Origin of the sequence: Rouxiella aceris (genome assembly GCF_012933545.1) — a bacterium.
GTDB lineage: Bacteria > Pseudomonadota > Gammaproteobacteria > Enterobacterales > Enterobacteriaceae > Rouxiella > Rouxiella aceris.
This window is the reverse complement of sequence record NZ_JAADJU010000012.1, coordinates 79,196-94,573: the sequence shown is the minus strand read 5'-3', so window position 1 is coordinate 94,573 and position 15,378 is coordinate 79,196. Positions and strand designations below refer to the sequence as shown.

At 51.1% G+C, this 15,378-nt stretch carries 13 protein-coding genes and 4 tRNA genes; 10 read left to right on the top strand and 7 right to left on the bottom strand.

What is annotated here, in order from left to right; all coding sequences use genetic code 11:
- Positions 1-228 precede the first annotated feature (228 nt).
- The 5 genes from GW590_RS20200 (at position 229) to GW590_RS20180 (ending at position 2,080) form a co-directional block, all read left to right on the top strand.
- Positions 229-304 (top strand) — tRNA-Val (locus tag GW590_RS20200).
- 46 nt (positions 305-350) lie between these two features.
- Positions 351-426: transfer RNA gene (locus GW590_RS20195), tRNA-Val, on the top strand.
- Positions 427-463: 37 nt separating this feature from the next.
- Positions 464-539: transfer RNA gene (locus GW590_RS20190), tRNA-Val, on the top strand.
- A gap of 30 nt (positions 540-569) precedes the next feature.
- Positions 570-645, top strand: a tRNA-Lys gene (locus tag GW590_RS20185).
- Positions 646-1,762: 1,117 nt separating this feature from the next.
- Positions 1,763-2,080 (top strand): hypothetical protein, encoded by a 318-nt coding sequence (locus GW590_RS20180; RefSeq protein WP_169404876.1) that lies wholly within the window; start codon positions 1,763-1,765, stop codon positions 2,078-2,080.
- Positions 2,081-2,143: 63 nt separating this feature from the next.
- On the opposite strand, the gene GW590_RS20175 is transcribed toward GW590_RS20180, so the two are convergent.
- Positions 2,144-3,331 (bottom strand): NupC/NupG family nucleoside CNT transporter, encoded by a 1,188-nt coding sequence (locus tag GW590_RS20175; RefSeq protein ID WP_169404875.1) that lies wholly within the window; start codon positions 3,329-3,331, stop codon positions 2,144-2,146.
- Positions 3,332-3,861: 530 nt separating this feature from the next.
- On the opposite strand from GW590_RS20175, the gene GW590_RS20170 reads away from it, so the two are divergent.
- Positions 3,862-5,091, top strand: a complete 1,230-nt coding sequence (locus tag GW590_RS20170; RefSeq protein WP_169404874.1) for an Nramp family divalent metal transporter — start codon at positions 3,862-3,864, stop codon at positions 5,089-5,091.
- A gap of 149 nt (positions 5,092-5,240) precedes the next feature.
- On the opposite strand, the gene GW590_RS20165 is transcribed toward GW590_RS20170, so the two are convergent.
- The 3 genes from GW590_RS20165 to GW590_RS20155 form a co-directional block, all read right to left on the bottom strand.
- Positions 5,241-5,810: a DUF2502 domain-containing protein gene (locus GW590_RS20165; RefSeq protein ID WP_169404873.1), complete on the bottom strand. Its 570-nt coding sequence runs from the start codon at positions 5,808-5,810 to the stop codon at positions 5,241-5,243.
- 238 nt (positions 5,811-6,048) lie between these two features.
- The gene (gene mgrA / locus GW590_RS20160; protein WP_169404872.1) at positions 6,049-7,038 is read right to left on the bottom strand and encodes an L-glyceraldehyde 3-phosphate reductase; all 990 of its coding nucleotides are present in this window, start codon (positions 7,036-7,038) and stop codon (positions 6,049-6,051) included.
- 110 nt (positions 7,039-7,148) lie between these two features.
- Entirely contained in the window at positions 7,149-8,018 is an 870-nt protein-coding gene (locus GW590_RS20155) for a LysR family transcriptional regulator (RefSeq protein WP_169404871.1), read from the bottom strand.
- A gap of 129 nt (positions 8,019-8,147) precedes the next feature.
- On the opposite strand from GW590_RS20155, the gene GW590_RS20150 reads away from it, so the two are divergent.
- Together GW590_RS20150 and GW590_RS20145 are read left to right on the top strand one after the other, a co-directional pair.
- Positions 8,148-8,630, top strand: a complete 483-nt coding sequence (locus GW590_RS20150) for a multidrug/biocide efflux PACE transporter (protein WP_169404870.1) — start codon at positions 8,148-8,150, stop codon at positions 8,628-8,630.
- A gap of 76 nt (positions 8,631-8,706) precedes the next feature.
- The gene (locus tag GW590_RS20145) at positions 8,707-9,396 is read left to right on the top strand and encodes an aspartate/glutamate racemase family protein (RefSeq protein WP_169404869.1); all 690 of its coding nucleotides are present in this window, start codon (positions 8,707-8,709) and stop codon (positions 9,394-9,396) included.
- Between the two features lie 15 nt (positions 9,397-9,411).
- Here the strand turns inward: GW590_RS20145 and GW590_RS20140 are convergent, their stop codons facing one another.
- Entirely contained in the window at positions 9,412-10,671 is a 1,260-nt protein-coding gene (locus GW590_RS20140; protein WP_169404868.1) for an ion channel protein, read from the bottom strand.
- Between the two features lie 424 nt (positions 10,672-11,095).
- Between GW590_RS20140 and glk the strand changes: the two genes are divergently transcribed.
- Positions 11,096-12,058: a glucokinase gene (glk, locus tag GW590_RS20135; protein WP_169404867.1), complete on the top strand. Its 963-nt coding sequence runs from the start codon at positions 11,096-11,098 to the stop codon at positions 12,056-12,058.
- Between the two features lie 40 nt (positions 12,059-12,098).
- On the opposite strand, the gene GW590_RS20130 is transcribed toward glk, so the two are convergent.
- Both GW590_RS20130 and GW590_RS20125 read right to left on the bottom strand, forming a co-directional pair.
- Positions 12,099-12,845 (bottom strand): LytR/AlgR family response regulator transcription factor, encoded by a 747-nt coding sequence (locus GW590_RS20130; RefSeq protein ID WP_169404866.1) that lies wholly within the window; start codon positions 12,843-12,845, stop codon positions 12,099-12,101.
- A 97-nt stretch (positions 12,846-12,942) separates the two neighbouring features.
- The gene (locus tag GW590_RS20125) at positions 12,943-14,616 is read right to left on the bottom strand and encodes a LytS/YhcK type 5TM receptor domain-containing protein (RefSeq protein WP_211186859.1); all 1,674 of its coding nucleotides are present in this window, start codon (positions 14,614-14,616) and stop codon (positions 12,943-12,945) included.
- A gap of 213 nt (positions 14,617-14,829) precedes the next feature.
- On the opposite strand from GW590_RS20125, the gene GW590_RS20120 reads away from it, so the two are divergent.
- Positions 14,830-15,369 (top strand): GNAT family N-acetyltransferase, encoded by a 540-nt coding sequence (locus GW590_RS20120; RefSeq protein WP_169404864.1) that lies wholly within the window; start codon positions 14,830-14,832, stop codon positions 15,367-15,369.
- Positions 15,370-15,378: the final 9 nt, after the last annotated feature.

Genomic DNA, 15,378 nt, shown 5'->3' with positions numbered 1-15,378 from the left:
CGTGACCATCAATTACTAAAAAGTGGTCGCCATTCTACCACTCTGCACTGAATCCTCAACGTCGATACGGGCAAACTCACGGGCAATCAGCCCGTTGATGCATAAAGAATAGGCTGCATTGCACACTTTTTTGGCGGCTTGTCTAATTTTAAGCCGAACAGTGAATTTTGTTTTTAAAAACCGTTGACTCATTTCGAACTGTCCCTATAATGCGACTCCATCACGACGGGGCGATTAGCTCAGTTGGTAGAGCATCTCCTTTACACGGAGGGGGTCGGCGGTTCGAACCCGTCATCGCCCACCACTCTTTAAGAGTGACCGGTTGTGATAAGTAAGAAGAATTGAGAATTGGGCGATTAGCTCAGTTGGTAGAGCATCTCCTTTACACGGAGGGGGTCGGCGGTTCGAACCCGTCATCGCCCACCAATTCTCAGCAAGCTTCTTGCAAACAGTTTTCAGAAGTGGGCGATTAGCTCAGTTGGTAGAGCATCTCCTTTACACGGAGGGGGTCGGCGGTTCGAACCCGTCATCGCCCACCACTTCTGAAAATTGACATAGCACTAAACAGTGGGTCGTTAGCTCAGTTGGTAGAGCAGTTGACTTTTAATCAATTGGTCGCAGGTTCGAATCCCGCACGACCCACCACTTTAGTGATAAAAAAGGCGCCTAATGGGCGTTTTTTTGCATTTCAGTTTTGGCTTAAATGACAATTTTCTATTTTAAAGTCAATTGGCTTTAGAGAAGCTGTATCGGGTTGGGCTTAAATGGCAATTTCCTTTTTTTAAAGTCAATGGGCTATGAGGAGTTGTTTCGGTTTTATAATAGCGGTGGCCACTTAACCCGCTGTGCCGAACCGAGTTAAGGAGCGCTGGCCCGCTCCTTAACAATCCTTGGCCTTTTGGTGTTGTTGATGCGTCTGCTGCCTATTACCGGCTATGTTCCAGTTACTCCCAGCGTGGCACGAGCCGCGCTGCTGCGCAGTCCCCTTGCTCGGTCGGGAGCCAAAAGCGTCTCCCTCCGCTTCGCGCGGCGCCGTCTCTGAATGTGCCAGTCAGCATGTCTTAAATGGCAATGTATGGCTTAAAGTCAATTAACTCCGAGGAGCTGTTTCGGTTTTATAATAGCGGTGGCCACTTAACCCGCTGTGCCGAACCGAGTTAAGGAGCGCTGGCCCGCTCCTTAACAATCCTTGGCCTTTTGGTGTCTTTGATTCGTCTGCTGCCTATTACCGGCTATGTTTCAGTAACCCCGAGTGTGGCACGAGCCGCGCTGCTGCGCAGTCCCCTTGCTCGGTCGGGAGCCAAAAGCGTCTCCCTCCGCTTCGCGCGGCGCCGTCTCTGAATGTGCCAACTAGCTATGTACGTCGTGCCGTTCCAGCTTAAATGGCAATTGTTATTTAAAACCAATTGGCTATGAGGAGCTGTTTCGGTTTTATAATAGCGGTGGCAACTTAACCCGCTGTGCCGAACCGAGTTAAGGAGCGCTGGCCCGCTCCTTAACAATCCTTGGCCTTTTGGTGTTGTTGATTCGTCTGCTGCCTATTACCGGCTATGTTTCAGTCACTCCGCGCGTGGCACGAGCCGCGCTGCTCCGCAGTCCCCTTGCTCGGTCGGGAGCCAAAAGCGTCTCCCTCCGCTTCGCGCGGCGCCGTCTCTGAATGTGCCAGCAAACTATCTACACCGTACCGTTTCAGACAAAGATTTTTTGTCTTTTTGTCTTTGCAGTTGACCTTTAATGTTGCCGGTTTTTCAGTAAATGCCGCTTGGCCGATTCAAAACCTACGCTGAGCGACGTGGAGCGAGACGCTTTTGGCTCGCGACCGAGTGAAGGGACCGCGAAGCGGCGTGGTTTAGGCCACACACTGAAGTCACTGGAAAGAACTCGAACCGAGGGCACGACACTGTTCAATTTGGACAAGGCGCAGGATTCCAAAGGAGGCGCGCCTTCGCCTCCTTTGGGCGGTCTGGGCCGCCGCCCAGTGAGCGCAGCGAATGCAGTTGACCTTGACCTTGAAGCTAAAAGCAAATTTGCAATTAAAACCCTCTCCTCACAACAAATTGACTTTAAAGCAAAAAATTGACTTTTAAGCCCAAAAAAAAAGGCGCCGAAGCGCCTTCCTTTAAACCAATAACTTGTCTATCGCTTACGCCAGTACCAGCCCTGCAATCGATGCAGACAACACGCTAACCAGCGTTGAGCCGTACAGCAGCTTCAGGCCAAAGCGTGAAACCACGTTGCCCTGATGCTCGTTGAGGCCCTTGATTGCCCCCGCCACGATACCAATTGACGAGAAGTTGGCAAAAGAGACCAGGAACACAGACAGGATACCGACCCCGCGTGGTGACAGGTCGTGCGCCACTTTCTGCAAATCCAGCATCGCCACAAACTCGTTGGAGACCAACTTGGTCGCCATAATACTGCCCACCTGCAACGCTTCGTGGCTTGGTACACCCATTACCCAGGCAAATGGATAGAAGACGTAGCCGAGAACACCCTGGAAGCTGATGCCGAAAATGGTGTTGAACAGGGCGTTAAGACAAGAGATCAGCGCAATAAAGCCGATCAACATCGCCGCAACGATAATGGCTACTTTAAAACCGGCGAGAATATATTCCCCCAACATTTCAAAGAAGCTTTGACCCTGGTGCGTATTGGTCATTTGCAAATCGGCCTCATCTTCAACTTTATAAGGGTTGATTAAAGAGAGTACGATAAAGGTGCTGAACATATTAAGCACCAGTGCGGCGACCACAAACTTTGGTTCCAGCATAGTCATGTAAGCACCGACAATCGACATGGAAACTGTCGACATCGCCGTGGCGGCCATGGTGTACATGCGTTTTTCTGACATTTTGTTCAGAATATCTTTATACGCGATAAAGTTTTCTGACTGACCGAGGATCAGCGAGCTGACGGCGTTGAAGGATTCCAGTTTCCCCATACCGTTAACTTTCGACAATACAGTACCAATGATACGGATGATCACTGGCAGGACACGAAGGTGTTGTAAAATACCAATCAGTGCGGAGATAAACACAATTGGACACAATACATTCAGGAAGAAGAACGCTAATCCTTTTTCGTTCATGCCTCCAAACACGAAACCCGTCCCCTCTGCTGCAAATTTCAACAGCTTTTCAAACAAGTCTGAGAAACCTTTTACAAAACCTAATCCGATTTCAGAATTGAGGAAGAAATAGGCTAATAAGACTTCAATGACTAATAACTGTACGATAAAACGTAAACGAATGTTTTTACGATCACGACTTACCAGTAAAGCCAGTACTGCGACAACAGCTAACGCTAACACAAAGTGCAGTATTCGGGACATGTGTGCTCCAAATTTGAGGCAGGCAATATTTCGACGGACATTTTATGTAACACGTACATTTAAAACGTGATATGCACTGCAAATATAGAAATTAAGTGGCTAAAAAGCAACATTTCCAGCGACATAACACCAAAAGTTAAGATGTTAAGAAAAATACGCAGAAATGGAATTATTGTGCTAGTTTTAATAGAAGCCGTATTAGGTTCTGAGTTTTATAAAAAATGTCTGCATTAGGAAAGCGAGCCACGTGTTTTTGGCTTTTTTGGCTTGTGTGCCCTTTGGCGGTTATCTGCCGCGTTGTTACTGACCCGATTGACTCTGGTTACTGACTTTTTCAGCTACAGGAAGAGGGGAGCAACGCTTTGCCGATGACCAATATCATGGCTATCGAGAGTGTAAAAGCTGTCTGTGTTAACTTAGACGCTTACTCCCTATCAGAGAAATAACCAATACCAATCTAAATGCGCTTGATAATCATTCTCAATTAGATATGATATTTGTAAGTGCAAAAACTGTAAGGGTTAACTGATATGCTGAATAGCCGAGCTGAGTCCTCCAGCCGTTCCTCCCGGAAGATAAAGCTTTCTTTGATGGGGCCTGCCTTTATTGCCGCCATCGGCTATATCGATCCTGGCAATTTCGCCACCAATATCCAGGCCGGTGCCTCTTATGGCTATCAACTGCTGTGGGTGGTGGTGTGGGCCAATGTGATGGCGATGCTGATCCAACTAATGTCCGCCAAGTTGGGTATCGCTACCGGCAAAAACCTGGCAGAACATATCCGCGATCGTTTTCCTCGTCCTGCCGTCTGGGCTTACTGGATACAGGCCGAAATTATTGCCATGGCAACGGATCTGGCGGAGTTTATCGGTGCTGCTATTGGCTTTAAGCTGTTGCTTGGCGTCTCGTTGTTGCAAGGTGCTGTGCTTACCGGTATTGCCACCTTTATTATCCTCGCTTTGCAAAAACGCGGACAAAAACCGCTGGAGCTGGTGATTGGCGGTTTGCTACTGTTTGTCGCTGCTGCCTATATTGTTGAACTGTTTTTCTCCCAGCCCAAGATGTTGGCGCTGGGTAAGGGGATGCTGACCCCTGTGTTGCCGGATCGGGATTCGGTATACCTGGCCGCCGGGGTGCTGGGCGCGACCATTATGCCGCATGTCATCTACCTGCACTCTTCGCTGACCCAACGTTCCAGTCTCAACTCAAAAGCACAACGCTATTCGGCCACCAAGCTGGATGTCGCTATTGCCATGACCATTGCCGGGTTTGTTAATCTGGCGATGATGGCCACCGCGGCGGCGGCGTTCCATTTCAGTGGGCATAAAGGGATAAGCGAACTAGAAGATGCTTATCTGACGCTCTCGCCATTGCTGGGGCATGCGGCGGCTACCACGTTTGGCTTGAGTCTGGTGGCGGCGGGATTATCTTCTACCGTCGTCGGGACTTTGGCCGGTCAAGTGGTGATGCAGGGATTTGTGAAATTCTATATCCCCATTTGGGTCAGACGTGCCGTCACCATGGCTCCCTCTTTTATCGTCATCCTTGCCGGAATGGACGCCACCAAAGTTCTGGTGATGAGTCAGGTATTGCTGAGTTTTGGCATTGCCCTGGCGCTATTGCCGCTGTTGGCCTTTACCGGTAATCGCGAGCTGATGGGAGATATGGTCAATTCACGGGGCATGCAATATACCGGGCGATTGATTGTATTGGTGGTGATTAGCCTGAATATGTATCTACTGGTGGGAATGCTGCTGTAACTCGGTTTGCTGCTGACAAGCATTGGGAGTTATCAAGAGATGATTAGGCGTAGGTCATTGTTGAAACAATGCGATATCAGGCAGATGAGGAAATATCTTGCGGGTTAATGACGCCCGACAGGAGATATCGGGCGTATTTTTACTGCTGATTAATGATTATTACCGCCAGGGCCACCCGGTGGTATCACTCTTTCCTGACCGCCCTGTCCGTGACCACCACCCTGGCCACCCTGTCCACGGTTATCGCCTTGTCCATGACCACCCTGGCCACCTTGTCCATGGTTCTCACCCTGTCCATGGTTCTCATGGCCACCTTGCCCACGGTTATCGCCCTGTCCATGATTATCGTGACCACGGTCTGGACCATGACCGTAATCAGGTCCGCCACGTCCACCTTCAAAATGTGGCTGAGGGTGAGGTCCTTCGCGACGATGGTCACGATGCTCATTCCACCAACCCTGGTCACGCCAGCCACGACCATCCCAGTAATAACCACGCTCATTGCGGTAGCCATAATAGTTGTCGCGGTTTTGCCACCAGTCCGGGGAACGCCAGTCGTAACCGTCCCAGTAATAGCCACGTTCATCCCGTGAGCCAATGCTGATTGATAAGCCAGGCATACTGATGCTGATACCGTCTGCATGGGCGGGGATAGATGCAGGTAACAGGCCGAATAGCAGGGCACCGAGAGCAATTTTCGTTACGGGTAATGATTTCATTGTGTTTCTCCATTCAACCCTGGCCCGTCATCATTCAAGGGCACTGGCGCTGGTTTGCTCGTTGCCGCTTGAGATTTATTGGGTGTATTTGTATTTATTGATGACAGTTATAAGGCCGGGATTGCGGGTAATCTATTGCCCGCAATCCTGTTTTGATTGTTTTACCCAGTTTAACGGTTTACTTACAGTAAGTCCCTGATAGCTTTGTGAACAAAATTTACCAATTTGACGTAAACGGTTACATCAGTATTTTTTCAATATCACTGATTTCCTGTTCACTTAATTGCAAATTGCCAAGACTAATAACCGCATCATCAATTTGGCTGGTTTTACTGGCACCAATTAACACCGAGGTCACTCGATCGCCGCGCAGTACCCAGGCCAGCGCCATCTGCGACAGTTTCTGCCCTCGCGCCTGGGCAATGGCGTTTAGTTGACGCACTTTATCCAGTTTTTCTACGGTGAGCTGTTCAGGTTTAAGAAAAACGCTGCCGCTGGCGGCGCGTGAATCCTCGGGGATGCCAGCCAGATAACGGTCGGTTAATACGCCACCGGCCAGGGGAGAGAAGGCGATCGACCCGACGCCGTTTTGTTGCAGGGTATCCAGCAAGCCACCCTCCACCCAGCGTTCAAACATTGAGTATTTCGGTTGGTGGATTAAACACGGAGTGCCGAGTTTATTGAGGATATTAAAGGCGCGCTGGGCCAGTTCGGCCGGATAGTTGGACAGACCGATATACAACGCCTTACCTTGACGCACGATCAAATCCAGAGCGGCCATGGTCTCTTCCAGCGGCGTATTGGGATCGGGGCGGTGATGATAAAAAATATCCACATAGTCCAGCCCCAGACGCTTAAGGCTCTGATTCAGGCTGGCTACCAGATATTTTTTAGATCCCCAGTCACCATAGGGACCTTCCCACATGGTATAGCCAGCCTTGGAGGAAATAATCAGCTCATCACGCCATGGCAACAGATCTTCACGCAGGATACGGCCAAAATGTTCTTCTGCCGAGCCTGGAGGCGGCCCGTAGTTATTGGCTAAATCAAAATGGGTGATCCCCAGATCGAAGGCATGACGCACCAGTTCACGGCCGGTTTCAAAGCGGGTGGTGTCACCAAAGTTATGCCAAAGACCAAGAGAAATGGCCGGAAGTTTCAGACCGCTATGACCACAACGGCGATAGAGCATGTTTTTATAACGTGCTGGGTTGGCTTGATAAAGCATAGGCATCCTTTATGAGCGAATATCATAAAAATCGTTATCAAGTGTATGCGCTTTCACGCCACTTTGCCGTTGTGTCGATCACAGCCGTTACAATTTGCTGAGCGCGCTAGCTATACCGGTTGCGGATCAAGCAGGTTATCAATAAACCAGCGTCCTGCCGGACCAGGCGGATTGAGCTTTGACCAGACGGCATCAATGGCGATCATTTTCGGCCAACCATTGACGCCAAGTGGCACCAGCAGTTGATGACCAAATTGCGCCACCAGCCAGCGTGGCAAAATCGCCCAGCCAAACCCCTGTTCGGCCATTTCCAACAGCATCAGATAACTGGGGGCCGACCAGGTCTGCCCCTGGGTGTTGGGCGGGGTCTGTCGACCGTAGGTTTGCAGGTAAAGCTGGCGATAGAGGGTTAAATCCTGCTGAGTGAGCTCGGGCATAGTGGCCAAGGGATGGTTTTTGGCAACAAAAATGGCCATTTCCGTGCGATCGGGCAAGCGTGAGTAAGCGATATCGGGTGGATAGCTTGCCTGCACGGCCAGCAAGCCGATATGTGCCCGTCCGCCGTGGATCAGATCGAGCACGTCCTGGTCTTCGGCGATCAGGCATTCAAACTCGATATCCGCATAGCGCTGCTCAAAGCGCCGCAATAAGCTTTCGTAATGGGTTGGTTGATAAGTATCTGACAACACGAAGGTCAGGCGGGGTTCACTTTGCGTCGACAACCGTACCGCCAGTTCATCCAGTTTCTCACTGGCTGCCAGGATCGCCTGGACATGACTTAACACTCGCCGGCCTTGCGGGGTCAAAATTGGTTGCCTGCCATCACGGTTAAACAGGGTGATCCCCAGATCCACCTCAAGATTGGCCACGGCGGTGCTGACGGTTGACTGACTTTTGTGCAGTTTACGTGCAGCGGCGGAGAAGGAGCCGCTGGCGGCCGTTTCCACAAAGGCTAGCAGAGCTTCGGGGGAGTAAAGCATGCGGGTCTCCTGTTAGGTGTTGTCCATCTATTTTATCGATACTTTCTATCTTTTAACTATCTTTATTTTCGATGAGAATGGCGGCATTGAACAGCGCTTTCACCACGTAAAAACTAAAGGTAGAACGGTATGTCAGTATTAAATAAATCCTTGGCCATCAGCCAGGTCAAGGCGAATCAAGCCAACTTGCAGGCGAAAAGACATTTGCCTGAACGTATTTTTCATGCCGTCAGTTTTGAAGCCTTGGCGTTGGTCATCTGTGCTCCCACTGCCGCCTGGCTGCTGGATAAACCGGTGTTTGCCATGGGGGTACTGGCGGTGCTGCTGTCCACCACGGCAATGGTGTGGAATGTGGTTTATAACAGCATTTTTGACTTTTTTTGGCCCATGCAGCGCGTGCCCAGAAGCTGGCCGTTGCGTATTGGCCATGCTCTGGGTTTTGAAGGCGGTTTTATTCTCTTTGGTTTGCCAATAGCCGCAGGTTGGCTGCAGATTAGTTTGCTCGATGCCTTTCTGCTCGAGATCGGTTTCTTTTTGTTTTTTTTGCCTTACACCATGCTTTATAACTGGCTCTACGACAGTTTGCGTCAACGTTGGCTGAGCCGTCGCTGACAGGCCGCTGCGGCGCCTTGTCAACGACGGAGTGCTCGGTTATGTTGGTTTGACCCGCAGGCATAAGGATAAACAGATGAGAACCCTGGGATTGATTGGCGGCATGAGTTGGGAATCGACAGTGCCTTATTACCGGCTGATTAATGAAACAGTCAAACAGCAGCTGGGAGGCCTACACTCGGCGAAACTGGTACTTTACAGCGTTGATTTTTTTGAAATAGAACAACTGCAAATGCAAGGTGACTGGGAAAAAGCCGGGCAGATCCTTGGCGAGGCGGCGCTGGCGCTGAATAAAGCCGGGGCGGAGAGGATTGTGCTCTGTACCAATACCATGCATAAAGTGGCCGATATCATTGAGCGGATTGGTGGATTGCCGTTACTGCATATCGCCGATGCTACCGCCCAGGCGATCCGCGCGCAGCAGATAGGCCGCGTGGGATTGTTGGGCACCCGTTTTACCATGGAGCAGCAATTTTATCGCGGTCGTCTGCAGGCGCAGGGCATTGAGGTTATTACGCCGGATGCTGCCGATCGGGCCATCATCCACGATATTATTTATCAGGAGTTGTGCCTGGGCAACGTGGTTGCCGCTTCTCGCGAGGCGTATCGCCGCATTATTGGCAAGCTGGAACAGCAAGGAGCACAAGGGATTATTCTTGGCTGCACCGAGATCACCTTGCTGGTGGGGGCCGCGGATGCCAGTGTGCCGGTGTTTGATACCACCGTTATCCATGCCCAGACAGCGGCTGAATTCGCCCTCGGCTAAAAAACAGTCCGTTAGCTATTTTATATCACTCTCGCGGGTTTTGCCGTTGCGGGCCACCAGCATCAGCGGTTTGCCTGCCAGGATCATCCAGGCAGGCAACATCACAATGCACAATACCGGCAACAGTTTGATATCAGGCACCACCGCCAGCGCCAGAAACAGGCTTAACCAGCCATCCCGAGTGACCACCAGCACCAACCCCATCACCGCACAGGATACGGTAATTGCCGCCGGCACCGAGTCCACATGATTGTGCAACATCAGGCCCAGCGAAACGCCAACAAATAGCGCAGGAAAGATCCTCCCGCCGCGAAAACCGCAGGCTGCTGCCACGACCAGTGCCGCCAGCTTGCTGATGGTGATAGCCAGTAATTGTCCCAGTGACAGGCTGTCACTGCTTTGCGCCAGCAGCTTCATTTCATCAAAGCCGCGAAACAGGGTGATCTGCCCGCCGATCAGCGCCAACAGACCAAGAACAAAGCCACCAATCCCTAGCATGATGATCGGATTACGCAGGCGATGAAACAGGTGATGCAGATGAGGAAAACACCAGACGGCCAGCATCCCCAGGGCAATCGCCATTAGGGTCACCAGCGAGCCGCTGAGAATATCCACCAGATGGGGCGCGCTATAAGGGGCAAGATTAAGCGAGAAATCCGGCTCAAAGAACAGATTACTGGTCATTGCACCCGCAGCAGCGGCCAGCAATGGCGGAAACAGCCGATCCCACAGCGGCAGATCATTGCTGCTATTCAGGGTTTGCGAAAAGATCAGCGCTGCTGCTACCGGCGCGCCAAACAGCGCACCCAAGGTGCCGGCGGCGGCGAGAATAATCCAGTCTACGGCCGGGACACGCGGCAGAAGACGCGCGCCAGCGGCCACCGCCACGGCGATATTAATGGCGGTGATCGGGTTTTCCGGCCCGAGGCTGACGCCACCGGCCAATCCGATAACTAATGCCAGCAGCAAGCCGGGCAGGGCCACCGGCGGGACCGGCATGCCAATCAGCGATTCGCTGGCCGGATCGGGACCGGCGTGTCCCGGCATATTGCGGATCAACGCACCCACCGCGATACCGGTCAGGGTCAGCATAAACAGCGTCCAGCCCGCAGATTGCGTGTTGATACTTAAAACGTTGGGGATCTTTTGCCAGAGTAATATCTGCAGCGCCTGGGCGAAGCGCATCACGGCGACCAAAATAATACTGCAGCCACAGCCGATCACCAGTGCCGGAATGCCGAAGGTCAACATGGTTTTTGCACGAGGATGTAGCATGCAAGAATTCCCTTATTGTGCTGTTTTTATCCCATCAGCATTTACGCTGTCGATGACTAAAAAAAATCCTGGTCTCGAGAGAATACCCGGATTGTGACTTTGGCCATTACCACCTGGCCGCGTCGTTGCAGTTTGCGATATTAGCGAGTTATTTTGCTCGCCGCCGCTACATATATCACCAATAGGCTAAATCGGCGTTGCAGCATAGGTCAATTACCGCTATTTTGCCCACACTAATGCTTATTCCTCGCCTGTTTCAAGTAACGGCCGCATGGGCATCGCTATGGCGATCGGGCGTGGGATAATAGCGTGCTGCCGGCCGAGTTTTTCCCTTCTGCCAGCGAGCATGTCACAACAGGCTAATAGTCGTTACCGAATGCTCGCCGAAGGCAGGGCAAGCTATTTAATTTTTGCGGAGACCAACATGACCAAATACTCCCTGGTGGGCGATGTCGGCGGCACCAATTGCCGTCTGGCGCTTTGTGCTCTCGACAGCGGTGAGATCTCTCAGGCTCAGACTTTTTCGGGGCTGGACTTCGACAGTCTGGAAGCGGTAGTTCGCCAGTATCTGGAGTCGCAGCATCAGGACGTTGAAGATGCCTGCATTGCTATTGCCTGTCCCATTACCGGTGACTGGGTAGCGATGACCAATCATACCTGGGCATTTTCTATTGCCGAGATGAAGAAAAACCTCGGACTGCAACATCTGGAAGTCATCAATGACTTTACCGCCGTTTCTATGGCGATCCCAATGCTGAAACCGAGCGACTTGCTGCAGTTTGGCGGCAAAAGCCCCCTCGAAGGAAAACCGGCGGTGATTTACGGTGCCGGTACCGGTCTTGGTGTTGCCCACCTGATCCATGCCGACCAGCGCTGGCTGAGTCTGCCGGGTGAAGGCGGACACGTTGACTTTGCACCCAATAGCGAAGAAGAAGACAGTATTCTCGAGCAACTGCGCACCGAAATTGGCCATGTCTCTGCCGAACGTATTTTATCAGGTCCGGGGCTGGTGAATCTCTATCGGGCGATTGTTAAAACCGACCAACGTCAGCCTGAGAATTATGCTCCAAAAGACGTGACCAGACTGGCATTGGAAGACAATCTTGACTGCCGTCGCGCGCTGTCGCTGTTTTGCGTGATTATGGGGCGTTTTGGCGGCAACCTGGCGCTGAATATGGGCACCTTCGGTGGGGTTTATATTGCTGGTGGCATTGTGCCGCGTTTCCTGGAGTTCTTTAAGGCCTCGGGTTTCCGCGCAGCCTTTGAAGATAAAGGCCGTTTTAAAGATTACCTGCGGGATATCCCGGTCTATCTGATCACCCACGATCAACCGGGATTACTGGGGGCCGGCGCTTATTTGCGTCAGTCAATCGGTATGATCATCTGATGATCTCGCCGCCTTCTTTATCATAAGAAGGCGGCACGGATTATAGCCTCATCAATTGCCGGAATTCCTTTACCTTGCTACGACTGACCGGCACCTCAAAATCCAGATCGCTTAAGCGCAGAATATAGGTGTTATTAAACCAGGGCACGATTTCGCGGATCTTGGATAAATTCACACAATATGAGCGGTGACAGCGGAAGAAATACTCTTCCGGCAGTCGATTACAGAGTTCGGAAATATTCATCGGCATGGTGAACTCCTCCCGACGGGTGTAGACCTGGGTTACTTTTTCCTGCGCGGCGGCATAATAAATATCGTTGATATCAGTAACGATAATGCGCTCATCTTTCATCAGATTAATGCTGTGGCTGACCCGATTATTGCCTGTTGTTCCGGCAACCGCCGGGACTTCTGCCTGCTTATCCCGTTTGAAATGCGCCTCCAGCTTTTGCAGCATGGTTACGATGCGCGACTCGTGATAAGGCTTGAGAATATAATCAAAGGCCTCGATCTCAAAAGCTTCAGCCGCATGCTCCTTATAGGCAGTAATAAAAATAATATAAGGCTTATGGCTGAATTTACTGATGTTTTGCGCCAGCAATACGCCGTCGAGAGAGGGAATATTGATATCGAGAAAAATGGCGTCGACCTGGTTGCTTTGCAGGTATTTTAGTACCGCCAATCCATCATCAAATTTAGCAACGATATCGATGCTGCTATGGGTGCTAATCAGATAGCTGAGCTCTTCCTGAGCCAGGAACTCATCCTCTACAATAATGGCTTTCAATGATGTTTTCCCTTGCAAGATGGCCCAGCGCAGGCTGGACAATGTCTACCCGTCGTCATAACGGCGGGCAGGTTGGTGAGGATAGCAGCAAACCCTCTCAGGCTATTTTGCTCTCGGTGGCCGCTTTCCCCTGATCGATCATAAATGAAATTTCCGTGCCGGGCTCCAGGCGGCGGATCTGTAACCCCTGTCCATACAGCAGGCTGACGCGATGATGGACGTTCAGCAGACCGATTTTATTCCCCGGCATCTCGTTATTGGCTACCCGATCGATAACGTCCTGCACAATACCTCGTCCGGTATCTTTTACCGATACTTTAATTTGCTTACCCACATGTTTGACCGAGATGACTACCACTCCTTTACCGCTACAGGGTTGGATACCGTGGACAATAGCATTTTCAACCAGTGGCTGGATCAGCAGGCTGGGGATCGATACCGAGATATCATCATCAATATCGTAGATTACCGTCAACTTGCTGCCAAAGCGCGCCTGCTCAATGGCGATATAATCCTGCACCTGGTGCAGCTCTTTGCGCAGATCGATCATTTCATCGTTCAGTTCCAGGTTATAGCGCAGGTAGCGCGACAGATTAATAATCAACTGGCGTGAGGTATCGGGATTAATGCGAATGGACGACGAGATGGCGTTAAGGGCATTAAACAGAAAATGGGGATTGATCTTGCTCTGCAAGGCGCGCATTTCGGCTTTATTGGCCATTTCGCGCAGCTGTTCGGCGCGGGAGACTTCCATTTGCGTCGAGATAATCTGCGACAGGCCGACCGCCATCACTTTGAGCGAATAGGTAATGCGGTGGGCGTGACAGTAGTAGATTTTTAGCGAGCCGGTGATCACCCCCTGTTCCCACAGCGGAATAATCATCTGTGAATGGATCTGCGGGGTGCGATCCATTTCATCATTATTTTTGATGGTAATGCGGCCGCGGCTAATGGCATCTTTAGTGGTTTCGCTGATGATCTCGTGACCGATATTATATTGTTCGGCACCGGTGCCGACGTAGGCCAGAATATTCTTGGTGTCGGTTATCGCCACCGCATCGGCATTGATATCTTCGCGGATAATATTGCATACCGTTGCCATGGATTCGGCGTTGATATTGCGAAAATAGGGCAGGGTTTTATTGGCGATATCCAGCGCCAGTTTCGCTTGCCGCGCGGCGATCACTTCTTTCTCGTCTGCAACGCTTTGCACCAGCAGAACAATCAGCCCAATCGAGCTGGCGCCGAGGATTAGCGGCGCAGAAATATTCATCACAATATCCAGCCCCAGGGAGAAGGGGCGAGACATCACTAAAATCAGCATCATGGTCAGCGCTTCGCACAGCATGCCCGCAGCGATGCCGACTTTCCAGTGCATCTCTTTTTTAACTTTTAAATTGATATAGCCGGAAAGAAATCCGGCAGTAATACTGGTGATCAGACAGGGAATTGAGGTGACGCCGTGAATATCAATCAGGTAGCGATGGGTGCCCGATATCAGCCCAGTGACAATTCCTACCCAGGGGCCGAACAGGATACCGCCGGAGACAATGGCAATGGTGCGCACATTGATCAGCGATCCTTCAACATTGATCCCCGACAGCGTGCCAAAAATGGCAAACAGAGAAAATATGGCGGTCACCGTCGCCAGTTCCAGCGGCGTATGCGCTTCGTTCTCTTTTTGCAGCAATTTGCGAAACAGATGGGTACGGGTCAGGAAAAACAGACAGATCAACATTAACGCGGCGCGATCAAATACCGCCAGGGTCATATCAAATACGTTTTGCACAACAGACTCTCGATACGATGCGCGGGCATCGTGCTCAATGGGCGTAATCTGAATTATAAGGAAATGCGCTGGTACAGGCTACAAAGAGCAGCATGAAACGACAATAAAGCTGTTTCATGCGATAACGCATGTAAAAATCCCGCATTTTATGGCGTACTTCAGCTTACATGACATTGAGGTACCAGGAGAGGGTGCATGATTACCCTGACAACGTCCCGCTTGACTCTGCGATCTATCGATAGTGCAGACTGGCCGCTATTTTTAGCCCTTTATCAAACCCCCTCGGTGATGAAATATATCGGTGATATCGAGAAACCGGCGCAGGTGCGCAGCCGTTTTGAACAGCGGTTGGGTCGATGGGATAAATATGCCGATTTTTGGCTGTGTCTGGTAATTACCGAACGGGAGACCGGTGCGGCCATTGGCTTGACAGGTTTTTTCCCGGACTGGCGTCCTTACCAGCAGGCCGAAGTGGGCTTTATGCTGTTGCCAGCATATCAGGGCAAAGGCTATGGCCAGGAGTCGCTGCACGAAGTGCTGAACTATGCTTTTAACACCTGTGGTTTTCACCGTTTGCAGGCCAATGTTATCGAAGGCAACATTGCTTCTCGGCGCTTGCTGGAACGTTGTGGCTTTCGCCTGGAAGGCACCCTGCGTGAAAGTTATCGCATGCAGGGGGAGTGGCAAAACGATTGGCTGTTGGCGCTGTTGTGTAGCGACTACGTTAAGGACTAAACGGCAGAA